Raw genomic sequence first — 22,123 nt, forward strand, 5'->3', positions numbered from 1 at the left:
CCCGGGACGTCGCGCACGGCTCACACGGTGGAGACCCCCAGCAGGCGGGTCAGCTCGGCGGACAGCCGGTCCAGCTCGCGGGCCGCGGTGCGGGCGCTGTCGACGTCCTGCGCGCTGCGCTCGGCGTCCTCGCTGACCGACGTCAGCGTGCCGGTGAACGACGTGGCGCCGTCGGCGGCGGCCCCGACGCTGCGGCTGAGCTCGGCGGTGACGGCCGTCTGCTCCTCGACCGCGCTGGCGATCGTGGTCCGGTGGTCGTTCATGTCGCGCACCACCTCGGCGATCCGGCCGATGGAGCCACGGCCGCCGTGGTGTCGCCCTGGATGCCGGTCACCCGCCGGGCGATCTCCTCGCTGGCGCGGGGAGGCCTGCTGGGCCAGCTCCTCGACCTCGTTGGCGACGGCGAAGCCCTTGCCGGCCTCGCCGGCCCGCGCGGCCTCGATGGTCGCGTTGATCGCCAGCAGGTCGGTCCGCTCGGCGACCGCGGCGATGACCTTGACGACGGCGCCGATCTCCGCCGAGCTGGCGCCCAGCGTGGCCACCGTGGCCTCGGTCTGGCGGGCGAGGTCGGCGGCGCTGCGGCCCACCCGGGCGGCCTCGTTGGCGCTGCGCGCGATCTCCGCGATCGACGCGCCCATCTGCTCGGCACCGGCCGCCGCGGACGTGACGCCCGCGCTGATCTCGCCGGCGGCCAGCTCCGCGGCGCGCGCCTGGTCGCGGCTGCGGGCGGCCCGGTCGCCCAGGCCGTCGGCCACCGTGGCCACGGCGCCGGCGGAGGCGGCCGGGGTGCGGGCGCACGTGCCGACGTCGCGGACGGTGCCGGACACCTCGTCCACGAAGCGGTTGAACGCCCGCGACAGGTCGGTGACCTCGTCGCGCCCGGACTCGTCCATCCGCTGGGTCAGGTCGCCCTCGCCGTCGGTGATCTCGGCCATGCGGGCGCGCAGCCGCTCCAGCGGGGCGGTCAGCCGGCGGCCGACCAGCCAGGCGATGCCGCCGCCGGCGAGGGCCACGAGCAGGACGGCGACGACGACGCCGGTGAGCATCGAGGAGCGGCCGGCGTCGAGCCGGGAGCCGCCGGCCCGGCCGAGCACGTGCTGGGCGACGGCGAGGTCGGAGTCGACCTCGGCCGCGGTGGAGGCGCCCTGGGTGGACACGACGTCGTGGACGCCGGCGGCGAAGCCGCCGCTCTGCCAGGCGCTGACGCCCCCGACGGCCACCCCGGTGGCTGCGACGCACGCCGTCGCGAGCGCCACCACGTTGGTCCTGATGTCCCACCCCCCACGGACGGAGGAGGCCGCCGCGGGGCGCTGTGGCAGGGGTCACCCGCGCCCTATGATCACGGCTCTGACCTGCGACGGCACGCTCCCGCCGATGACGGCGGCGCCCGGCCCTCCCGGAGGACGGCACCCATGCGCATCGGCATCCTGACCGGCGGCGGCGACTGCCCGGGGCTCAACGCGGTCATCCGCGCGGTCGTCCGCGGCAGCCAGCCCTCCGGCGACGAGGTGGTCGGCTTCCGGGACGGCTGGCGCGGGGTCCTCGAGGGCGACGCGGTGACCATGGACCTGGCCGCCGTCCGCGGCATCCTGCCCCGCGGCGGCACGGTGCTGGGGACGTCGCGGACCAACCCCTACGCCGTCGAGGGCGGCGCGGACCGGGTGTTGGCCACGTTGGAGCGGTTCGGCATCGACGCGCTCGTCCCGATCGGCGGCGAGGACACCCTCGGCGTGGCCGCGAAGCTGGCCGAGGCCGGGGTGCGGGTCGTCGGCGTGCCCAAGACCATCGACAACGACCTGGACGGCACCGACTACACCTTCGGCTTCGACACCGCGCTGGGCGTGGCCACCGAGGCCATCGACCGGCTGCACACCACCGGCGACAGCCACCACCGCACGCTGGTCGTCGAGGTCATGGGCCGGCATGCGGGCTGGATCGCGCTGCACGCCGGGATGGCCGGCGGCGCCACCGTCGTCCTGATCCCCGAGCTGCCCTTCGACGTGGACGCCGTCGTCGCGCACTGCCAGCGCCGCTTCGACTCCGGCTACTCGCCGATCGTGGTGGTCTCGGAGGGCGCCCGGCCCCGCGACGGCGACCTGGTGACCGCAACCGGCGAGCGGGACCCCTTCGGCCACGTCCGGCTCGGCGGCATCGGCACCGCGCTGGCCTCGCTCATCGAGGCGCGCACCGGGCGGGAGTCCCGCGCGGTGGTGCTCGGGCACGTGCAGCGGGGCGGCACGCCGTCGCCGTTCGACCGGGTGCTGGCCACCCGCTTCGGGCTGGCCGCGCTCGACGCGCTGCACGCCGGAGAGAGCGGCGTCATGGTCGCGCTGCGCGGCACCGACATCGTCCGGGTGCCGCTGGGCGAGGCCACCGCGCGGCTGAAGCTGGTGCCGGTGGAGCGCTACGCGGAGGTGGAGGTCTTCTTCGGCTGAACAAGGACCTCCCTGCCCCCCGCCACTCGCACGCTCGCGGCGGGACCCTGCAGGGAGGCCGTCCCAGGACGTCACCGGGCTCGGGGCGACGCCCGGGGCGGGGCCCGTAGGCTGTGGAGGCGTGAGCCTCACCGACCCCGCCGAGGCCGTGCCCGGCCTGGACCGCTGGCGGGAGCTGCCCGCCGCCCAGCAGCCGGCGTGGCCCGACCGCGCCGCGCTCGACACGGTGCTGGCCACCCTGTCCTCGGTCCCGCCCATCGTGGCGCCCACCGAGGTCGACGAGCTGCGCACCCGGCTGGCCGAGGTCGCCGAGGGCCGGGCGTTCCTGCTGCAGGGCGGCGACTGCGCGGAGACCTTCGACCTCAACACCGACGCGCACCTGCAGAGCACCACGCGCACGCTGCTGCAGATGGCCGTCGTGCTCACCTACGGCGCCAGCGTGCCGGTGGTCAAGGTGGGCCGCGTCGCCGGGCAGTACGCCAAGCCCCGCTCCTCGGAGACCGACGCCCTCGGCCTGCCGTCCTACCGCGGGGACATGGTCAACTCGCTGGAGCCGGTGCTGGAGAAGCGCATCCCGGACCCGAACCGGCTGGTGCGCGCCTACGCCAACTCCGCCGCCGCGATGAACATGATCCGCGCCTACGCCCGGGGCGGGCTGGCCGACTTGCGCGCGGTGCACGACTGGAACAAGGACTTCGTCGCCAGCTCCCCGGCGGGCGTGCGCTACGAGGTCATCGCCCGGGAGATCGACCGGGCGCTGGCCTTCATGCGCGCCTGCGGGGTGGACGACGGCGCGCTGCACGGCGTCGAGCTGTACAACAGCCACGAGGCGCTCGTGCTGGACTACGAGCGGGCGCTGCTGCGGGTGCACGACGGGCGGCCGTTCGCCGCCTCCGCGCACTTCGTCTGGATCGGCGACCGCACCCGCCAGCTCGACGGCGCGCACGTGGAGTTCATGTCCCGGATCGTCAACCCCATCGGCGTGAAGATCGGCCCGTCCACCACGCCGGAGCAGGCCGTGGAGCTCGTCGAGCGCCTGGACCCCGACGGCGTCCCCGGCCGGCTGACGATGATCAGCCGGATGGGCAACGGGCGCGTCCGCGACGTCCTGCCGCCCATCGTGGAGAAGGTCACCGCCTCCGGGCACACGGTCGTGTGGCAGTGCGACCCGATGCACGGCAACACCCACGAGTCCTCCACCGGCTACAAGACCCGCCACTTCGACCGGGTCGTGGACGAGGTGCTCGGCTTCTTCGACGTCCACCGGGGCCTGGGCACCTGGCCCGGCGGCATCCACGTCGAGCTGACCGGCGAGGACGTCACCGAGTGCCTGGGAGGGGCGATGGAGATCAGCGACGAGGACCTCAACAGCCGGTACGAGACCGCCTGCGACCCGCGGCTGAACACCGGCCAGTCGCTGGAGCTGGCCTTCCTCGTGGCGGAGATGCTCCGTGGCTGACGCGCTGGTCGACCTCCGCTCCGACACCGTCACCAAGCCGACGCCGGGCATGCGCCGGGCGATGGCCGACGCCGAGGTCGGGGACGACGTCTACGGCGAGGACCCGTCGATCCGCGCCCTCGAGGAGCGGATGGCCCAGGCGCTCGGCCACGAGGCCGGCCTGTTCGTCCCCTCGGGGACGATGGGCAACCAGATCGGCCTGCGGCTGGTCTGCGAGCCCGGCCAGGAGGTGCTCTGCGACTCCGAGGCGCACATCGTCACCTACGAGATGGGTGCCGCGGCGGTGCTCTTCGGCATCTCGACCCGCACCGTGGTCTCCGACGGGGGCCGGCTGGACGCCGCGCAGCTGATCGAGCAGGTGCGCCCGCACGGCAACTGGCACCTCACCGCCACCGCGGCCGTGGCGGTGGAGAACACCCACAACCGCGGTGGGGGGCTGGTGCAGCCGCTGGACCAGCTGCAGGCGCTGTGGGACTGGTCGCGGCAGGCCGGGGTGAACGTGCACCTGGACGGTGCCCGGCTGTTCAACGCCTCGGTGGCCACCGGGATCGACATGGCGACCTACGGGCGGCTGGCCGACACCGCCTCGGTGTGCCTGTCCAAGGGGCTCGGTGCGCCGGTCGGCTCGGTGGTCGTCGCCTCGGCCGAGCGGATCGCCGCCGGGCGGCTGTGGCGCAAGCGGCTCGGCGGGGGCATGCGCCAGGCGGGGGTCCTCGCCGCGGCCTGCTTGTACGCCCTGGACCACCACGTCGACCGGCTGGCCGAGGACCACGAGCACGCCCAGCTGCTGGCCAAGCGGCTCGGCGTCGACCCGGCCACGGTGGACACCAACATCGTCCGGCTCGACGGCGTCCCGGCGCCCGTCGTGGCCGAGGCGGCCAAGGCGCGGGGGGTGCTGGTCAGCCAGACCAGCGCGCACCGGCTGCGGCTGGTGACCAACCTGGGCGTCGACCGCGCCGACGTCGAGCGGGCCGCCGACGTCCTCGCGGAGCTCCTCGACCGCTGACCCGCCGGTCGGCGGGTCGCCGGCTGTCCACAGGTCCCGCCTCCTCCGGTCCCGGCGGCTGCTCCCGGCCAGGCTGAGGTGGTGGCGCACGATCCGCGACGACTCGTCGGCGACCCCGGCTGGATCCCCGTGTCCGAGCTGCTCCGGGAGGTCAGCCGGAGCACCGTCCGCACCTGGGTGGCGACGGGCCGGCTGACCCGCCTCGGGCCCGGGGTCCTCGCGCTGCCCGCTGCGGCCGGGGACTGGCGGGTCCGGGTGGCGGCGACCTCGCACGGGCGCGAGGCCGTCGCGAGCCACACGACGGCCCTGGCCCTGTGGGAGCTGGCCGAGCACCCGCCCGGGCCGGTGCACCTCACCACCGGGCCGAGCGGGAGCGGCCGGGGCTCGCCGGGGGTGGTGGTGCACCGGGCGACCAGCGCCTGGGAAGACCGGCGCCGGGTCGACGGGTTGGCGGTCAGCGCCGTCGAGCGAACGGTGGTCGACACCCGGGCCAGACCGGACCTGCTGCCGCGGCCGCAGGCCAGGGCGGCGGCCATCACTGCCGTCCGTCGCCAGCTGTGCTCGCCCCGCCAGCTGGGGTACGAGCTCGCGCGGGACACCCGGCTGCCCGGTCGGGCGGAGCCGGCCGAGCAGGGCGGCCTGCTCGCCGACGGCTGCCGCAGCGAGCTCGAGATCTGGGGGTGCCTGCACGTGCTGCGGGGCCCGGGCATGCCGACCTCCGTCCTGCAGCGCCCGGTGACGGTCGGTGGGGAGACCTTCCTCCTCGGCGCTGCGTGCGAGGAGTCGATGCTCGCCGTCGAGATGGACGGTGCAGCCTCCCACGGCTCCAGGGCCCAACGGGAGTCGGACATCCGGCGCGACGCCCTGGTGGCGACCGCCGGGTGGCAGACCCTGCGGTTCGGCTACCGCCGGTTGACCGGCTCACCCAACGCGTGCCGACGCGACGTCCTGGCCGTGCACGCCGCCCGGCTGCGCCTGCTGCGCGGCGACGACGTGCGCTGACGCGCAGCCCCTGACCGGAGAACTGCGCGTTCCCGCACACCGTCGCTGCAGTCACCGGCTCAGGCGGCGGGGGCCTGCGCGGTGCCGTCGCGCTCGCTGCAGGGCGATGTCCGCGGCGTGGCCGGCTCAGTCCTGTCCGAAGGTCACCAGGATCGTCACCCGGGTGCCGACCTCCACCGTCTGCCCGGCCGCCGGGCTCTGCCGGAGCACGCGGTCGCCGTAGAACTGGCTCACCTGCACCTCCAGGCCGGCCTGGCGCAGCAGCGCCGCCGCCTCCTGCTGGGTGCGGCCGACGACGTCGGGCACCTGCACCTGGGGCAGCCCGGCCGACACCTGGATGGTGACGGTGCTCCCGTACGGCGCCTGCTGGCCGGCCGCGGGGGCGACCGCCATGACCTCGCCGGGGGCGACGGCGGCGCTGCGGCCCTCGCTGCGCTGCACCACGAACTCCAGGTCCCCCAGGTTGGCCGTGGCCTCCTCCGGGGACAGCCCGACGACCGCGGGCACCGTCACCGGCGAGTGGCCGCGGCTGACGTAGACCACCAGCTGCTCGCCCCGCTTGAGCTCGGTGCCCGGGTCGGGGTCGAAGCCGGTGACGTGCCCGACCGGCACGTCGTCGTCGTAGTCCTGCACCTCCCGGGCCTCCACCGGGAGGTCCTTCAGCGCCGTGCGGACGGTCTCCACCGGCTGGCCGACCCAGGCCGGGTCGGCCTCGAACCGCTCCGGGCCGCGCGAGACCACCAGGCGGACGTCGGAGCCGCGGACGAGCTCGCCGCCGGTGGGGTCGGCGGAGATGACCACGCCCTCGGCGACGTCCTCGCTGAACTGCTCCTCGCAGCAGTCGGGGCGCAGCCCGGCCTCCTGCAGCAGGTCGATGGCCGCGGCCTGCTCGCGGCCGGCCAGCTGCGGCACCGTCGTCCAGCGCCCGGAGCCCAGCCACCAGCCGACCGCCCCGATGGTGACCGCGGTGAGCAGCACGAGGGCGACGGCCAGCCGGGCGCGGCGCCGGCGGACGTGCAGGGGCACGCCGGCCCGGGCGGCCGCGGGCCGCCGCCCGGCGGGGTCGGGCGCCGGTCCGGAGCCGGTGCCCGGGTGGGTCGAGGCGCGCGACCCGCGGCCGGGCCGGGTGCCGCCGGAGGCGAGCACCTCGGTGCGCGGCCGGGGCGGGTCGCCGGCGTGCCGCGGCTGGCCGGGCCGGTTGGTCGGGCGCAGGGTCGCCGGGTTGGCCGCGCCGCGGCCGGTGGGCACCGGGACCCGCTCGATGTGCAGGTCCTCGCGGACCTCATCGAGGTCGGCGAGGAAGGCGCCGGCGTCCAGCGGGCGGACGGCGGGGTCGCGCCGGGTGGTGCGGGTCACCAGCTCGTCGACCTCCCAGGGGAGGCCGGGGACCTCGGTGGACGGCCGGGGCACGTCGTGGTGCACGTGCTGGTAGGCCACCGCCAGGGGCGTGTCACCGCCGTAGGGCGGGTGCCCGGTGAGCATCTCGAACAGCACGACGCCGGCGGCGTAGACGTCGCTGCGGGCGTCGGCCTTGCCGCGCTCGAGCTGCTCCGGGGACAGGTAGGCCACCGTGCCGATGAGCACGCCGCCGGTGTGGCTGGTCTGGCCGGTGCCGGTGAGCGCGCGGGCCAGGCCGAAGTCGGCGACCTTCACCACGCCGTCGGCGCCGATGAGCACGTTCTCCGGCTTGATGTCGCGGTGCACGATGCCGGCGCGGTGCGCGGCGGTCAGCCCGGACAGCACCGGCTCCAGCACCGCGAAGGCCTCACCGACGGTGAGCCGGCCGCGGGCCTGCAGCAGGTCGCGCAGCGTGCGGCCGCGGACCAGCTCCATGACGAGGAACACCAGGCCCTGGTCGCTGCCCTGGTCGCTGACCGAGACGACGTTGGGGTGGCTGAGCATCGCCGCGGCCCGCGCCTCGCGGGTGAACCGGTCGACGAACGTGGGGTCGTGCATCAGGTGCTCGGCCATCACCTTGACCGCGACCGTGCGGTGCAACCGCAGGTCGGTGGCGGCGTAGACCGTGGACATCCCGCCGCGGGCCAGCCGCTCCTCGAGGAGGTAGCGCCCCTCGAGGACGAGGCCGACCACGGGGTCGGTCACGGCGGTGTCCACGCGGCCGAGTGTAGGAGCGCCACCGTCCCGAGCCGGCCGTACACGCGGGGTGGCGGCGGGGTGTGACGGGCGCACCCGTCACAACGACACCGGGCGGCCCGCCGCGGTGCCCTCCTACAGCTCCAGGCCGGGATAGAGCGGGTGACGGTCCAGCATCTCGGCGGCCGCGTCGCGGGTCCGGTCGGCCAGGCCGTCGGCGGTGGCGTAGCGGGCCTTGGACGGCGACCCGTCGCGGGTGGCGGTCGGGGACGTGCCCGACAGGACGTCGACGATGAGCTCGGCGGTGCGGTCGAACTCCGCCGCCCCGAACCCGCGGGTGGTCAGCGCGGGCGTGCCCAGCCGGACGCCGGAGGTGTACCAGGCGCCGTTCGGGTCGGCCGGGACGGCGTTGCGGTTGGTGACGATCCCGGCGTCCAGCAGCGCGGACTCCGCCTGCCGGCCGGTGAGACCGAAGCCGGAGACGTCGACCAGCACCAGGTGGTTGTCGGTGCCGCCGGTGACCAGCGTCGCGCCGCGGCGGGCCAGGCCCTCGGCGAGGGTGACCGCGTTGTCGACGACGCGCTGGGCGTACCCGGCGAAGGCGGGCTGGCGGGCCTCGGCGAACGCGACGGCCTTGGCGGCCATGACGTGCGGCAGCGGGCCGCCGAGCACCATCGGACAGCCGCGGTCGACCGCGTCGGCGTACTCCGGCTGGGCCAGCACCATGCCGCCGCGCGGGCCGCGCAGCGACTTGTGCGTGGTGGTGGTGACGACGTGCGCGTGCGGCACCGGGTCGAAGTCGCCGGTGAGCACCTTCCCGGCGACCAGGCCGGCGAAGTGGGCCATGTCCACGACGAGCGTGGCGCCCACCTCGTCGGCGATCTCCCGCATCCGGGCGAAGTCCACCCGGCGCGGGTAGGCGGAGTAGCCGGCCATGAGGATCAGCGGCCGGAACTCCCGCGCCCGCTCGCGGACGGCGTCGTAGTCGAGCAGCCCCGTCCGCGGGTCGGTGCCGTAGGAGGACTGCTCGAACATCTTGCCGCTGATGTTGGGCCGGAAGCCGTGGGTCAGGTGACCGCCGGCGTCCAGGGACATGCCGAGCATCCGCTGGTCGCCGAGCTGGCGGCGCAGCGCCGTCCAGTCGTCGTCGGTGAGCTCGTTGACGTGCCGGACGCCGGCCTCCTCCAGGGCCGGGGACTCCACCCGGGTGGCCAGCACCGCCCAGAAGGCGACCAGGTTGGCGTCGATGCCCGAGTGCGGCTGCACGTAGGCGTGGGAGGCACCGAACAGCTCGCGGGCGTGCTCGGCGGCCAGCGCCTCGACCGTGTCGACGTTCTGGCAGCCGGCGTAGAAGCGGTGCCCGACGGTGCCCTCGGCGTACTTGTCCGACAGCCAGTTGCCCATGGTGAGCAGCACCGCGGGGCTGGCGTAGTTCTCGCTGGCGATCAGCTTCAGCGAGGCGCGCTGGTCGGCGAGCTCGGCGCCGATCGCCTCGGCCACCCGGGGCTCGACGGCCCCGATGACCTGCAGCGCGCTGCGGTAGGCGGCCGATGCCGCGGGGGCGTCGAAGGTGGCGGTGGCATCGGTCGACGCGGGGTGGGTCGTGACGGTGTCGGTCATGGCGGGCTCCAGCGCGAGGGGACGACGGGTGGGTGCCCAGGCGCCCGGCGGGGTGGTGCGGGCCGCTCCCCGGTGGTGGTCCACCTGTGCAGCGCCAGTCACGGCCCCGCGTCATCGTATCCGGGCGGAGGGGGTCCTAGGCTCGGGTGACATGGAGACGCTCACCCCTGCGGAGGTCGCCGCCGTCCTGGGGGTCTCCCCGAACCGGGTCCGCCAGCTGCTGCGCGAGCACCGGCTCATGGCCGTCCCCGGCAGCGGGAACAGCCGGATCCCGGCCGACTTCCTGCTCGACGGCGCCGTCCTCAAGCACCTGCCCGGGCTGATCACCGTCCTCAAGGACGGCGGGTTCAGCGACGAGGAGGTGTTCGCCTGGCTGTTCCGGGAGGACGACACGCTGCCCGGCACCCCGGTGGAGGCGCTCCGCCACGACCGGCACACCGAGGTCACCCGGCGGGCGCAGGCGCTCGCCTTCTGACTCGCGTCCCGAGCCGTACCGCCTGTGCAGCGGCGAGCCGGCGGGCGAACACCGCCAGGCGGCGGGGCTTCGGCACCCGCACCCGCCGGTCGAGCACCTGGTACCCGGCGCGCTCGATCTCGGTGAGGATGCCGCCGTAGAGGTCGGTGGCCGCGCGCACGCAGTCGCGGGACTCGGGGGCGAGCATCGCCGTCCCGGGGGCTGCGTCGTCGTAGCGCCGCCGGACGATGGCGACCATCTCCCGCATCAGCTCGCGGAACGCCGCGTCGTACCGCTTGGCCGCCAGCTGCTCGCGGGTCACCCCGTGCGCGGCCATGAGGTCCGCCGGCAGGTAGACCCGGCCGCGGTCGGCGTCCTCCCCGACGTCGCGCAGGAAGTTGGTCAGCTGGAACGCCTCGCCGAGCGCGATGGCGTGCGGCGCGGCCTCCTCGGGGGCCACCCCGGGGGCGGTGCCCAGCACCGGCAGCACCTGCAGCCCGATGACCGCCGCCGAGCCCCACGTGTAGCGCTCCAGGGCGGCCAGGTCGGCGTAGCCGGTGACGGTGAGGTCGCTGGTCATCGCGGCGAGGAAGTCGACGAGGTGCTCCACCGGGATGCGGTACCGGCGGTAGGTGTGCACCGTGGCCAGGCGCACCGGGTCGTCGGACCAGCCGGCCGAGAGCTCGGCCAGCAGCGCCCGCGACCAGTCGGCGAGGTCGCCGGCCGGGTCGGCGCCGGGGTGGTCGACCAGGTCGTCGGCGGTGCGCGCGGCGGCGTAGAGGGCGTGGATCGCCGGCCGGCGGTCGGGGGTGAGCAGCCGGGTGGCCAGGTGGTAGCTCTTGCCGTGCTCGGCGTTGACCGCCGCGCAGTACCGGTAGGCGGCGTCCAGCCGGGCCTGCTGCTCCGCCCGGGTGCGCGGCGGCTGCACGGCGGTCACCGGGCCGGCACCCCGGTGATCCGCTCCGCGGCCAGCCGGCCGCTGATGACGACCATCGGCACGCCCACCCCCGGCTGCACCGACGAGCCGGCCAGGACGACGTTCTCCGGGCCGCGGCGGGGCAGCGTCGGCGTCCGGAACGGGCCGGTCTGACCGAAGGTGTGCGCCAGCGCGAACGGCGTCCCGGCGGCCATGCCCTGCTGCGCCCAGGTGAGCGGCGTGTCCACGTGTTCGACCTCGATGGCGCCGGTCAGCCCGGTCCAGCCGCGGGCCTCCAGGGTGGCCAGCACCTCGTCGCGGTAGCGCGGGCCCAGCGCCGGCCAGTCCAGCCCGGGGTTGCCGCCGCTGCGCGGGTCGAGGTTCGGGGTCGGGGCCACGATGCTGAGCACCTGCCCGCCCGCGGGGGCGAGGCTGCGGTCGGTCAGCGAGGGCATGCTCACCAGCAGGCTGGGGTCGGTCATCGGCCGCCCGTCGCGGGTGAGCTCGTCGAAGACCTCGCGCCAGGCGGCGCCGAAGCTGATCGTGTGGTGCGCCTGGCCGGCCAGCTCGTCGCGCACGCCGACGTGCACGGCCACGCAGGACGGCGAGTACACCGGGCGGCGCAGCCGGCGGAAGCCGGGCACCAGCGTCTCCGGCCGGTCGACGGTGACGACGACGGCGTCGGCGGGCAGCCGTTCGCCGTCGTCCAGCAGCACGCCGGTGACCCGCCGCCCGGTGCACTCCAGCTCGCGCACCCCCGTGGCGTAGCGCAGGGTCACGCCGGCGTCGGCCGCCGCGGCGGCCATGGCCCGGGGGACGGCGCCGATGCCGCCCACCGGGTGCCAGACGCCGGCGCCGATGTCCAGCTGGGCGATGACCGCGTAGGCCGCGATCGCCCGGTAGGGCGAGACGCCCGCGTAGAGCGCCTGGAAGCTGAACAGCCGGCGCAGCCGGTCGTCGGCGAAGTGCCGCTCCACGTGCCGGGACAGCCGGCCGAACCCGCCGCGGCGGGCCAGCTGGACCAGCTCGGGGCCGAGCAGGTCCAGCGGGGTGTCCAGGTTGCGGTCGATGAACGTGCCGAGCTGCAGCCGGTAGAGCTCGGCGAGGTCGGCCAGGTACCGGCGCAGGGCCGCGGCCTCGGCCGGTCCGCACAGCGCGGCCACCTCGGCGGCGAAGGCGTCGGGGTCGGCGTGCACGTCCAGGTGCGACCCGTCGGCGAACTGGGCCCGGTAGGTGGTCTCCAGCGGGACCATCGTCAGCCGGTCCTCGAGCTTCTCGCCGACCGCGGCCAGGGTGTCGGCGACCAGTTCGGGGGCGGTGAACACCGACGGGCCGGTGTCGAGGGCGTAACCGCGCTCCTCGATCCGCCCGGCGCGCCCGCCCGGCCCGGCGGCGCGCTCGACGACGGTGACCTCGCGGCCGGCGCCGCGCAGCCGCAGCGCGGCCGACAGCCCGGCCAGGCCCGCGCCGACGACGACGACCCGGTCGGTGCGGCCGGGGACGGTGCGCACCATCACGCGGTCCGGGTGGTCGCGGCGACGGCCAGCGCGTCCAGCGCGGCCCGGGCGTCCTCGGCGAGCGGGGCCTCGGCGATGGCGCTGCGGGCCAGCGCGGTGCGCTCGGCGATCCGCTGCTCGACCTGCGCCCGGGCGCCGGTGGACTCCATGAGCGCCCGCACCGCGTCGAGCTCGGCCGGCCCGGCGGCCGGGTCGCCCAGCGTGGCGGCCAGCAGCCGCCGGCCGTCGGCGTCGGCGGCCTCCTGCGCCAGGGCGACCAGCAGGGTCTGCTTGCCCTCGCGCAGGTCGTCGTCGGCGGACTTGCCGGTCACCGCCGGGTCGCCGAACACCCCGAGGACGTCGTCGCGCAGCTGGAACGCCTCGCCCAGCGGCAGCCCGATCGCGGTGTACACCTCCGCGGCGCCCTCGCCGGCGCCGGCGATGGCCGCGCCCAGCTGCAGCGGCCGCTGCACGGTGTAGCCGGCGCTCTTGTAGCGGGCCACGGTCAGCGCGCCCTGGACGCCGGGCAGCCCGCCGGCGGCGCGCAGCAGGTCCAGGTACTGCCCGGCGGTCACCTCGGTGCGCATGGTGTCCCAGACCACCCGGGCCCGGGACAGCGCGGCGGAGGAGATGCCCGAGCAGCGCAGCAGCTCGTCGGACCAGACCAGCGCCAGGTCGCCGACGAGGATGGCCGCGCCGACGCCGAACGCCTCGCCGTCCCCGGCCAGGGCGCCGTCGCCGTGCCGGGCGGCGAAGCCGACGTGGGTGGACGGCCGGCCCCGCCGGGTCAGCGCGCCGTCCATGACGTCGTCGTGGACCAGGGCGCTGGCGTGCACGAACTCCAGCGCGGCGACCGCCCGCAGCACGGCCGCGTCGCGCTCGCCGGCGCTCTCCCGGCGCACGCCGCGCCAGCCCCAGTAGGCGAACAGCGGGCGCAGCCGCTTGCCGCCGTCGGCGATCGCGCAGACCTCGTCGATGATCGGGACCAGCGACTCGTCCATCGCCGCGAGGGTCTGCCGCTGGACGGCCAGGAAGTCCGAGAGCGCGGCGGAGACGGCGGCCCGGACGCGGTCGAGCTCGGCCGCGGCCGACGGGCCGGCCGGGGGGAGGGCGATGGACTCGCGCTGCTGCGCCCCGGCGATCACGGGACGAGTATCGCGCGCGATCGGACCGGGCGCGGCCGGTACCCGGGTCAGAGCCATGGGATCAGCCTCCTGGGGCGGGTGGGGAGCCGTGCCTCGCCCTTCGCCGGAACGCCGCCGTCCGGATGCGCCGCGGCGCCACGGGGCGTGGAGTCCGTATCCTCGCCGTCCATGACCCCGACCGTGCGCGAGCTGCTCGCCGGGGGCCGGCCGACGTGGTCCTTCGAGTTCTTCCCACCCAAGAGCCCCGAGGGCGCCGGCCAGCTGTGGACGGCGCTGCGGGAGCTGGAGCGGCTGCACCCGTCGTTCGTCTCGGTCACCTACGGCGCCGGCGGGTCGACCCGCGAGGGCACCGTCTCGGTCACCGAGCGGATCGCGACCGAGACCACGATGACCCCGCTGGCCCACCTGACCGCCGTCGACCACAGCGTCGCCGAGCTGCGGCACGTGGTCAGCCGGCTGGCCGCCGCCGGGGTGCGCAACCTGCTGGCCCTGCGCGGCGACCCGCCGGGTGCCGACCCGCAGGCGGAGTGGGTGGCCCACCCCGAGGGGTTGCAGTACGCCGCCCAGCTGGTGGAGCTGATCCGCTCGATGGGCGACTTCTGCGTCGGCGTGGCCGCCTTCCCCGAGCGGCACCCGCGCTCGCCGGACTTCGACACCGACGTGGAGATGTTCGTGCGCAAGTGCCGGGCCGGCGCGGACTTCGCGATCACCCAGATGTTCTTCCGCCCCGAGGACTACCTGCGGCTGCGCGACCGCGTCGCCGCCACCGGCTGCGGGGTGCCGATCATCGCCGGCGTCATGCCGGTCACCAGCGCCCGGCAGATCAGCCGGATCGTGCAGCTGTCCGGGCAGGCCTTCCCCGAGCAGCTGGCCGCCCGGTTCGCCGAGCTGGACGGCGACACCCCGGAGGCGCGGGCCGCGGTGCGCGCCCTGGGCGTCGAGGTGGCCACCGAGCTGTGCCGCACCCTGCTGGACGAGGGCGTGCCGGGCATCCACTTCATCACCATGAACCGCTCGACGGCGACGCGGGAGGTCCACGCCAACCTGGCCGCGGTCGGTTCCCCGCACTGAGCAGGGCTCAGCGGGCGGGGTCGCGGCCGGCCAGCAGGGCCGCCGTCGCGGCCGCGGCCCGGCGCAGCCCCTCCCGCTCGGCCGCGTAGCCGCCCACCACGCCCACCACCGGCAGGTTCGACAGCGCCCGGTGGTGCAGCCGGCCCTTGGGGCGGGCGTCGAGGGTGTCGTCGATCCGGCCGAGGAGCCGGGCCACCCGCCACAGCGTGCGCAGGGCGCCGCGGTCCTCGCGCTCGCCGAGCACCTCGTCGGCGTACGCGCCGCGGGCCCGCGCCAGCAGCGGCCGCACCCGCTCGGCGGGCAGGTCGCGGCCGAGCAGCACCCGCGCCAGCAGCGACACCCGCTCGGCCTCGTCGGTGACGCCGTGCTCGGCCGCCACCCCGCCGACGACCAGCGCCTGCACCGCGGAGCCGACGGTGTTCTGCAGCGGCAGCAGGTCGGCGACCTTGCCGGCCAGGCGGGGGACGGCGCTCGCCCCGGCGGCGACGCTGCCCACCCGGTGGGCCCACCAGCGGTCCCGCTCGGCCTGCGGCAGCGCCGGCGGGCGGCCGAGCCGGCGGACCAGCGGGGCGGTCAGCCGGTCGACCCGGCGCAGCACGTCGACGACGACCGCGTCGCTGATGGGAGGGGCCATGCCGGCGGTCTACCCCCGCTCGCGGGCCGGCCATGCGCGGGGCCCCGTCCGGGTGCTCTGCCGCCACCTCCCGGCCACTGCGGGCGCGATCCCGCCGGCAGAGCGGGGAGGAGCCCGCAGACGGCCGCCACCCGGCCGGGGTCAGCGGCCCGCGCGTCCGGGATCATGGTGCGGGAGCCGGCCGGGGTGGGTACCGCCGTCCGGACGGGGAGGTGCCGGACGCGCGCGCTGCGGCGGGACCAGGGACCATCACCGGAGCCGCACACCCGTGCGGACCGATCGGGAGGACGTGCCGTGGCCGCTGGACTCGCAGCCCTGCTCGACGACGTGGCGGTGCTGGCCCGTGCCGCCGCCGCCTCGGTCGACGACATCGGCGCCGCCGCCGGGCGGGCGAGCATGAAGGCCACCGGCGTCGTCGTCGACGACGCCGCCGTCACGCCGCAGTACGTCCGTGGCCTGGCCGCCGAGCGGGAGATCCCGATCGTGCGGCGGATCGCCCTCGGGTCGCTGCGCAACAAGCTGCTGGTCATCCTCCCCGCGGTGCTGCTGCTCAGCCAGTTCCTGCCCTGGCTGCTCACCCCGATCCTCATGATCGGCGGGGCCTACCTCTGCTACGAGGGGGCGGAGAAGATCTGGGAGAAGGTCGGCGGCGGCCACCACGACGCCGCCGCGGAGGACCAGGCGCCGCCGGACGAGGACACCATCGTGACCGGCGCCGTGCGCACCGACTTCATCCTGTCGGCCGAGATCATGGTCATCTCGCTCAACGAGGTGGTCGACGAGGGCTTCTGGTCGCGGGCGGCGATCCTCGCGGTCGTGGCGGTCGCCATCACCGTGCTGGTCTACGGCTTCGTCGGCCTCATCGTGAAGATGGACGACGTCGGGCTGAAGCTGTCCCAGCGGCCCGGCAGGAGCGTGGCCCGGTTCGGCCGCGGGCTGGTCAAGGCGATGCCCAAGCTGCTCGCCACCCTCACCGTGCTGGGCATGGCCGCGATGCTGTGGGTCGGCGGCCACATCCTGCTGGTGGGCACCGACGAGCTCGGCTTCCACCTGCTCTACGACGCCCTGCACCACCTGGAGGAGGTCGTCCACGACGCGACCGGGGCCCTCGGCGGGGTGCTCGCCTGGTTCGTCGACACGCTGGCCAGCGCGCTCGTCGGGCTCGCCGTCGGCGCCGTGATCGTCGCCGTCGTGACCCTCACCATCCACCGGCGCAGGTCCCGCGCCGGCTCCCACTAGAGCCCGGTCGGGGCACGGGCCCCGCACGTACCGTGGACCGCATGGCCGCACGGGGGAGGCTCGCGCGCTGGGCGGCGGTCGCCCTGCTCGTGGCGGTGCTGGTGGCGCTGCCCTCGGTCGTCGCCGCGCTGCCCGCCGACGACGCGGACGTGCCCGCGGCCGACCTGCGCGCCGCCGTCCTCGACGGCGCCGACGTCGGCTTCTCCGGGTACGCGGTGTCGGCCGGCGGGCTGGCCCTGCCGGTGTCCGACCGGCTCACCGCCGCCGCCGACCTGTTCAGCGACCGCACGCTCATGCGGGTGTGGTGGCGCGGCCCCGACGAGCACCGGGTCGACGTCGTCGCCGCCGCCGGGGAGACCGGCGTGCACCGCGACCCCGGCGGCACCTGGACCTGGGACTTCGAGGCGGGCACCGCCACCCGCGGGCTGCCGGCGTCCCTGGCGCTGCCCGCCCCGCCGGACCTGCTGCCCGCGGCCCTCGGCCGGCGGCTGCTGTCGGAGGCCACCGACGACGAGGTCACCCGCGCCGGCGCCCGCCGGGTCGCCGGTCGCGACGCGCTCGGCCTGCGGGTGGCGCCGGCCGAGCCCGCCTCCTCGGTGGCTCGGGTCGACGTGTGGGTCGACCCGGCGAGCGGGCTGCCGCTGCAGGTGGAGGTGTACGGCGAGGACGCCGCCCTGCCCGCCCTGGACACCCGCTTCCTGGACCTCGACCTCGCCGTCCCCCCGGCGGACGTGGTCGCCTTCACCCCGCCGCCGGACGCCACCGTGCTCACCGCCCCCGACACCGAGGGGCTCATCGCCGAGGCCGGCGAGCGCGCACCGGACGTGTCACTGCCCGCCGAGCTGGCCGGCCTGCCCCGGCGGTCGTTCACCGGGGTGCCCGGCGCGGTCGGCGTGTACGGCCGGGGGGTGACCCTGCTGGCGGCCGTGCCGGTGCCGCAGCGGCTGGCCGGCGGGCTGCGCGAGGCGCTGACCGCCAGCCCCGAGGCCGTCACCGACGCCCTCGGCACGCGGGTCGCCGCCGGGCCGCTCGGGCTGATGCTGGTGGAGCGCGCCGGCGGGCCGGCCTACGTGCTCACCGGTACGGTCACCCTGGACGCGCTCGCGGAGGCCGCCCGGCAGCTGCCCGGGGCCGCCTCGTGACCCCGGTCATCCGGACCCGCGGGCTGGTCAAGCGCTACGGCCGGCTGCGCGCGGTCGACGGCATCGACCTCGACGTCCGCGCCGGCGACGTCTACGGCTTCCTCGGCGCCAACGGCTCGGGCAAGACCACCACGGTGCGGATGCTGCTCGGCCTGGTGCTGCCCACCGCCGGCGAGGTGGAGCTGCTCGGCGAGCGGATGCCCCGCGCCGGGCGCCGGGTGCTGCCCCGGGTGGGCGCGCTGGTCGAGGGGCCGGCGCACCACGGGCACCTGTCCGGCCGCACCAACCTGTCCCTCATCGACGCCGCCGGGCCCGGCGGCTCCCGGCGCACCCGCCGCGCGCGGATCGAGCAGGTGCTGGAGCAGGTGGGCCTGGGCGGCATCGACCGGCGCCCGGTGCGCGCCTACTCCCTGGGCATGCGCCAGCGGCTGGGCCTGGCCGCCGCGCTGCTGCGCCGCCCCGAGCTGCTGGTGCTCGACGAGCCCACCAACGGCCTGGACCCGCAGGGCATCACCGAGATCCGCGAGCTGCTGCTCGAGCTCAACCGCGGCGGGACGACGGTGTTCCTCTCCAGCCACCTGCTGGCCGAGGTCGAGCAGCTGTGCACCCGCGTCGGCGTGCTCGGCCGCGGCCGGCTGGTGCTGCAGGACGAGCTGGCCCGGCTGACCGCGCCCACCGGCGCGACCGTGGTGCACACCCCGGAGGTGACGCGGGTGCGCGCGGTGCTCGACGGTCGGGTGCTGGGCGCCGACGGCGGGCGGGTCGTGGTGCGCGGGGCCGACCCGGCCGAGGTCAACGCCCGGCTGGTCTCCGCCGGGGTGCCGGTCACCGGGCTGGCGCTGCAGCGGCCGACGCTGGAGGAGGTGGTGCTGGCCGCGGCCGGCACCAGCGCCGACCGGGTCGAGGGGCCGCGGTGATCGGTGTCGAGCTGCGCAAGCTGTTCCGCCGGCCGCGCACCTGGGTGACCATCGCCGTCCTCAACGCGCTCCCGGTGCTGGTCGCCGTCCTGCTGCAGCTGACCGACCTGGCGCCCCGGCCGGGGGAGGGGCCGCCGTTCCTGTCCGCCGTGCTCACCAACGGCGCGCTGTTCCCGCTGGCCGCGCTGGCCATCGTGCTGCCGCTGTTCCTGCCGATCGCGGTCGCCGTCGTCGCCGGGGACGCGGTCGCCGGCGAGGCGCAGGCCGGCACGCTGCGCTACCTGCTGGCCCGCCCGGCCGGGCGCACCCGGCTGCTCCTGGCCAAGCTGGTGGCGCTCATGGCGTTCGTCCTGGTCACCGTGCTGGTGGTGGCGGCGGTGGGCTACGTCGTCGGGACGACGCTGTTCGAGGCCCAGCCGACCGGCGGGACGACGTCGGTGTCGGGCACCTCGCTGACCCAGACCGAGCTGGCCGGCCGCAGCGCCATGGCGATCGGCTACGTGACGGTGTCCATGCTCGGCGTCGCGGCGTTCGGGTTGTTCTTCTCCACCCTCACCGACTCCCCGCTGGCCGCCGCGCTCGGCGCGCTCGCGGTGCTGGTGACCTCCTCGCTGCTGTTCACCCTGGACGCCGCCTCGCCGATCGCCCCGTACCTGCCCACCCGCTACTGGCTGGCGTTCGTCGACCTGTTCCGCGACCCGGTGCTGTGGCGGGACGTCGTCCGCGGGCTGGCCCTGCAGGGCGTCTACGTCGGGGTGCTGCTCGCCGCGGCGTGGGCCAACTTCACCACCAAGGACGTCACGAGCTGACAGAGGACCCTCCTGCCCCCCGCCGCTCGCAGGCTCGCGGCGGGCCCCTGCAGGAGAGCCGTTCCAGCACGTCGCTTCAGCCGCTGCTGAGGCGGGCGCAGTCGTCGGGGCCCAGGGCGGCCGGCGGCGCGGCGCCGAGCTGCTCGAGCACCATCGCCTGCACCAGCGGGTCGCGGGGGAGCTCGCCGTGGCCCACCCGGGCCTGCGCGCACACCGACTGCACCGGCAGCTCCAGCGCCCCGTCGAGCCGCGCGGACTCCGGCGGGGTCACCGTCTGGTCCTGCGCGGTCCAGATGGACACCCAGGCCGGGCCCTCCGGCGTCTCGTCGCCGGCGTTGAGCTCGGCGAGCAGCGGGCTGCCGGTGGCCAGCTGCCGGCAGGCGTCCGCGCACTGCTCGGGGGCCAGCCGGCCGGCCAGGTCGGCCAGCGCGGTGCCGTGGTGCGGCGAGCCCAGGGTGACGATCCGCCGGGCGACGTCCGCGCCGCCGTCCGCGGCCCACAGCCGGGCGACCACCCCGCCGGCGGAGTAGCCGACGACGTCCACGCTGCCGGCGCCGGTGCGCTCCAGCGCCGCCTCGGCCGCCTCGGCCAGCGCGTCGGCCGCGGCCGCCAGGTCGCCGGTGCCGTTGCCCGGGACCTCGACGACCGCGGTGTCCCGGCCCAGCGCGGCCAGCCGGTCGGCCAGCGGCCGCAGCGCCGCGGTCGACCCGCCGTAGCCGGGCACCAGCAGCACCGGCCCGGGCCGCTCCTGGGCCACCGGGGCGCCGGCGCCCACGGCCGGGCGCCCCAGCAGCCACGCCGCCCCGCCCGCCAGGACGGCGGCGGCGACGAGGGCGAGCAGGGCGGCGACCAGGCGGCGGCGGGCGGGGGACAGACCGGCGAGCACCCCACCACTGTCCCCGCTGCGCGCCGCCTGGTGGACTGCGCTGGTGGAGCGGGCGCCGTGCTGAGCCGCGAGGAGTACCTCGCCGCCTGGTCGACCTGGCACGGCGGCGCCGACCCGACCGGCAGCCGGCTGGTGCGCGGCTGGCTGTCCATGGTGTACGCCCTCGCCCGCCCCACCCGGGGGCTGCCGCCGGTCGCGGTGACCGCCGCCGGCCTGCTCGTCGCCGCGGCCGCCGTCGTCCCGGCCGCCGCCGGTGGCCTGTGGCTGGTGCCCGCCGGGCTGCTCGTCGGGCTGTCCGCGGTCCTCGACGGCCTCGACGGCGCCCTCGCCATCGCCACCGGCCGGGCCTCGCGGCGGGGCTTCGTCCTCGACTCGGCCGTCGACCGGCTCAGCGAAGCCGCCTTCGCCGCCGCGCTGTGGGTGGCCGGCGCCCCCGGCTGGCTGGCCGCGGCCTTCGGCGGGCTGTGCTGGCTGCCGGACTACCTGCGCGCCCGCGCCGGGCAGGCCGGGGTGGCCGAGACCGGCCAGATCTCGGTGTGGGAGCGCCCCACCAGGGTGGCGATGACCGGGTTGACACTCGGCGGGGCGGGCGTGGTGTCCGGCTTGGACCTCGCGGGGGCGGTCGTCACCACCGGGACGGCGGTCGGCTGCCTGCTCGGGGTGGTCGGCGTCGCCCAGCTCGGCGCGTCGCTGCGCCGGGCGCTGGCCGACTGAGGCGGGGCGTGCCGGCTGCTCCTAAGGTGGGACCCTCGTCGTCCGGCGTCCACCGGGCGTCCCCGCGCACGTCATCCAGGGAGCGCCCCGTGCCCGTCGCCGTCACCGGCTCCATCGCCACCGACCACCTGATGACCTTCCCGGGCAAGTTCACCGAGCAGTTCGTCGAGGGACAGATGGAGAACGTGTCCCTGTCCTTCCTCGTCGACGACCTGGTGCAGCACCGCGGGGGGGCCGGCGCCAACATGGCCTACGGGCTGGGCCTGCTCGGCCTGGCCCCGGTGCTCATCGGCGCCGTGGGGTCGGACTTCGCCGACTACGACTCCTGGCTCACCCGCCACGGCGTGGACACCGCGAGCGTGCACTGGTCGCAGCTCAAGCACACCGCCCGGTTCGTCTGCACCACCGACGCGGTGAACAACCAGATCGCCTCCTTCTACTCGGGGGCGATGAGCGAGGCGGCGTCCATCGAGCTGACCCCCGTCGCCGAGCGGGTCGGCGGCCTGGACCTGGTCGTCGTCGGCCCCAACGACCCGCGGGCGATGGTGCGGCACACCCAGGAGTGCCGGACCCGCGGCTACGCCTTCGTCGCCGACCCCAGCCAGCAGCTGGCCTGGGCCGACGGCGGGATGATCCGCGAGCTGGTCGACGGCGCCGAGCTGCTGTTCACCAACGAGTACGAGGCCGCCCTGCTGCTGCAGAAGACCGGCTGGAGCGAGGCCGAGGTGCTCGACCGGGTCGGCACCTGGGTGACCACGCGCGCGGCCGACGGCGTGCTGGTCCGCCAGGCCGGCGCCGCGCCGATCGAGGTGATCGCCGTCCCGGAGACCAAGCCGGTCGAGCCCACCGGCGGGGGCGACGCCCTGCGCGCCGGGTTCATCGCCGGGCGGATGTGGGGCCTGGGCCTGGAGCGGGCCACCCAGCTGGGGTCCGCGGTGGCCACCGAGGCCGTCGAGGTCATCGGCACCCAGGAGTACGAGCTGCACCGCGAGCCCTTCCTCGCCCGCTTCGCCGACGCCTTCGGCACGGACGCCGCCGGCGAGGTCGCCGCCCACCTGCCGTGACATCGCGGTCCCCCCACCGT

20 protein-coding genes and 1 riboswitch are annotated in these 22,123 nt (G+C 76.4%); of the genes, 12 read left to right on the forward strand and 8 right to left on the reverse strand.

Going from position 1 to position 22,123, the window contains the following annotated elements; genetic code table 11:
* Positions 1–20 precede the first annotated feature (20 nt).
* Positions 21–1,256 (reverse strand): methyl-accepting chemotaxis protein, encoded by a 1,236-nt coding sequence (locus CHB98_RS10140; RefSeq protein ID WP_245821054.1) that lies wholly within the window; start codon positions 1,254–1,256, stop codon positions 21–23.
* A gap of 156 nt (positions 1,257–1,412) precedes the next feature.
* Here CHB98_RS10140 and CHB98_RS10145 point away from each other — a divergent pair, with 156 nt between their 5' ends.
* The 4 genes from CHB98_RS10145 to CHB98_RS10160 all read left to right on the forward strand — a co-directional run bounded on the left by CHB98_RS10145 (position 1,413) and on the right by CHB98_RS10160 (position 5,902).
* Positions 1,413–2,435 (forward strand): ATP-dependent 6-phosphofructokinase, encoded by a 1,023-nt coding sequence (locus CHB98_RS10145; RefSeq protein ID WP_089305477.1) that lies wholly within the window; start codon positions 1,413–1,415, stop codon positions 2,433–2,435.
* A 121-nt stretch (positions 2,436–2,556) separates the two neighbouring features.
* Entirely contained in the window at positions 2,557–3,894 is a 1,338-nt protein-coding gene (locus CHB98_RS10150; RefSeq protein ID WP_089305478.1) for a class II 3-deoxy-7-phosphoheptulonate synthase, read from the forward strand.
* Complete coding sequence (locus CHB98_RS10155) at positions 3,887–4,900, forward strand: threonine aldolase family protein (protein WP_218822320.1); 1,014 nt, start codon at positions 3,887–3,889, stop codon at positions 4,898–4,900. Before CHB98_RS10150 ends, CHB98_RS10155 begins: the two co-directional genes overlap by 8 nt.
* A gap of 129 nt (positions 4,901–5,029) precedes the next feature.
* Positions 5,030–5,902, forward strand: a complete 873-nt coding sequence (locus CHB98_RS10160) for a DUF559 domain-containing protein (RefSeq protein WP_245821055.1) — start codon at positions 5,030–5,032, stop codon at positions 5,900–5,902.
* A 126-nt stretch (positions 5,903–6,028) separates the two neighbouring features.
* Here the strand turns inward: CHB98_RS10160 and pknB are convergent, their stop codons facing one another.
* Together pknB and CHB98_RS10170 are read right to left on the reverse strand one after the other, a co-directional pair.
* Positions 6,029–8,017 (reverse strand): Stk1 family PASTA domain-containing Ser/Thr kinase, encoded by a 1,989-nt coding sequence (gene pknB, locus CHB98_RS10165; protein ID WP_179224389.1) that lies wholly within the window; start codon positions 8,015–8,017, stop codon positions 6,029–6,031.
* Between the two features lie 114 nt (positions 8,018–8,131).
* The gene (locus tag CHB98_RS10170) at positions 8,132–9,616 is read right to left on the reverse strand and encodes a glycine hydroxymethyltransferase (protein WP_089305480.1); all 1,485 of its coding nucleotides are present in this window, start codon (positions 9,614–9,616) and stop codon (positions 8,132–8,134) included.
* Positions 9,617–9,643: 27 nt separating this feature from the next.
* Positions 9,644–9,728: riboswitch (ZMP/ZTP riboswitch) on the reverse strand.
* Positions 9,729–9,767: 39 nt separating this feature from the next.
* On the opposite strand from CHB98_RS10170, the gene CHB98_RS10175 reads away from it, so the two are divergent.
* A complete protein-coding gene (locus CHB98_RS10175; protein WP_089305481.1) occupies positions 9,768–10,091 on the forward strand; it encodes an Rv2175c family DNA-binding protein in 324 nt (107 codons plus the stop codon).
* Here CHB98_RS10175 and CHB98_RS10180 read toward each other — a convergent pair.
* From CHB98_RS10180 to CHB98_RS10190, 3 genes are read right to left on the reverse strand one after another with little or no spacing between them, the layout of a single operon-like run.
* The gene (locus CHB98_RS10180) at positions 10,060–11,007 is read right to left on the reverse strand and encodes a phytoene/squalene synthase family protein (protein WP_089305482.1); all 948 of its coding nucleotides are present in this window, start codon (positions 11,005–11,007) and stop codon (positions 10,060–10,062) included. The two genes, CHB98_RS10175 and CHB98_RS10180, sit on opposite strands and share 32 nt — an antisense overlap.
* On the reverse strand, positions 11,004–12,500 hold the full coding sequence (crtI, locus tag CHB98_RS10185; RefSeq protein ID WP_089305483.1) for a phytoene desaturase family protein: 1,497 nt from the start codon (positions 12,498–12,500) through the stop codon (positions 11,004–11,006). Before crtI ends, CHB98_RS10180 begins: the two co-directional genes overlap by 4 nt.
* Entirely contained in the window at positions 12,500–13,627 is a 1,128-nt protein-coding gene (locus tag CHB98_RS10190; RefSeq protein WP_089305484.1) for a polyprenyl synthetase family protein, read from the reverse strand. Before CHB98_RS10190 ends, crtI begins: the two co-directional genes overlap by 1 nt.
* 168 nt (positions 13,628–13,795) lie before the next feature.
* Here CHB98_RS10190 and metF point away from each other — a divergent pair, with 168 nt between their 5' ends.
* Positions 13,796–14,698: a methylenetetrahydrofolate reductase [NAD(P)H] gene (gene metF / locus CHB98_RS10195; RefSeq protein WP_089305485.1), complete on the forward strand. Its 903-nt coding sequence runs from the start codon at positions 13,796–13,798 to the stop codon at positions 14,696–14,698.
* A 7-nt stretch (positions 14,699–14,705) separates the two neighbouring features.
* Here the strand turns inward: metF and CHB98_RS10200 are convergent, their stop codons facing one another.
* The gene (locus tag CHB98_RS10200) at positions 14,706–15,332 is read right to left on the reverse strand and encodes a hypothetical protein (protein WP_089305486.1); all 627 of its coding nucleotides are present in this window, start codon (positions 15,330–15,332) and stop codon (positions 14,706–14,708) included.
* Between the two features lie 294 nt (positions 15,333–15,626).
* Between CHB98_RS10200 and CHB98_RS10205 the strand changes: the two genes are divergently transcribed.
* Genes CHB98_RS10205 through CHB98_RS10220 form a run of 4 tightly spaced genes read left to right on the forward strand, consistent with a single transcriptional unit; the run spans position 15,627 to position 19,439 of the window.
* A complete protein-coding gene (locus CHB98_RS10205) occupies positions 15,627–16,571 on the forward strand; it encodes a DUF808 domain-containing protein (protein ID WP_089305487.1) in 945 nt (314 codons plus the stop codon).
* A 41-nt stretch (positions 16,572–16,612) separates the two neighbouring features.
* The gene (locus CHB98_RS10210; RefSeq protein ID WP_089305488.1) at positions 16,613–17,713 is read left to right on the forward strand and encodes a LolA-like protein; all 1,101 of its coding nucleotides are present in this window, start codon (positions 16,613–16,615) and stop codon (positions 17,711–17,713) included.
* On the forward strand, positions 17,710–18,630 hold the full coding sequence (locus CHB98_RS10215) for an ABC transporter ATP-binding protein (protein WP_089305489.1): 921 nt from the start codon (positions 17,710–17,712) through the stop codon (positions 18,628–18,630). Before CHB98_RS10210 ends, CHB98_RS10215 begins: the two co-directional genes overlap by 4 nt.
* A complete protein-coding gene (locus CHB98_RS10220) occupies positions 18,627–19,439 on the forward strand; it encodes an ABC transporter permease (RefSeq protein WP_089305490.1) in 813 nt (270 codons plus the stop codon). Before CHB98_RS10215 ends, CHB98_RS10220 begins: the two co-directional genes overlap by 4 nt.
* 76 nt (positions 19,440–19,515) lie before the next feature.
* On the opposite strand, the gene CHB98_RS10225 is transcribed toward CHB98_RS10220, so the two are convergent.
* The gene (locus tag CHB98_RS10225; protein ID WP_089305491.1) at positions 19,516–20,325 is read right to left on the reverse strand and encodes a lipase family alpha/beta hydrolase; all 810 of its coding nucleotides are present in this window, start codon (positions 20,323–20,325) and stop codon (positions 19,516–19,518) included.
* A gap of 57 nt (positions 20,326–20,382) precedes the next feature.
* Between CHB98_RS10225 and CHB98_RS10230 the strand changes: the two genes are divergently transcribed.
* The gene (locus tag CHB98_RS10230; protein ID WP_089305492.1) at positions 20,383–21,039 is read left to right on the forward strand and encodes a CDP-alcohol phosphatidyltransferase family protein; all 657 of its coding nucleotides are present in this window, start codon (positions 20,383–20,385) and stop codon (positions 21,037–21,039) included.
* Between the two features lie 89 nt (positions 21,040–21,128).
* Complete coding sequence (locus CHB98_RS10235) at positions 21,129–22,103, forward strand: carbohydrate kinase family protein (protein WP_089305493.1); 975 nt, start codon at positions 21,129–21,131, stop codon at positions 22,101–22,103.
* Positions 22,104–22,123: the final 20 nt, after the last annotated feature.

It is taken from the genome of Geodermatophilus pulveris (assembly GCF_900188375.1).
Taxonomy (GTDB): domain Bacteria; phylum Actinomycetota; class Actinomycetes; order Mycobacteriales; family Geodermatophilaceae; genus Geodermatophilus; species Geodermatophilus pulveris.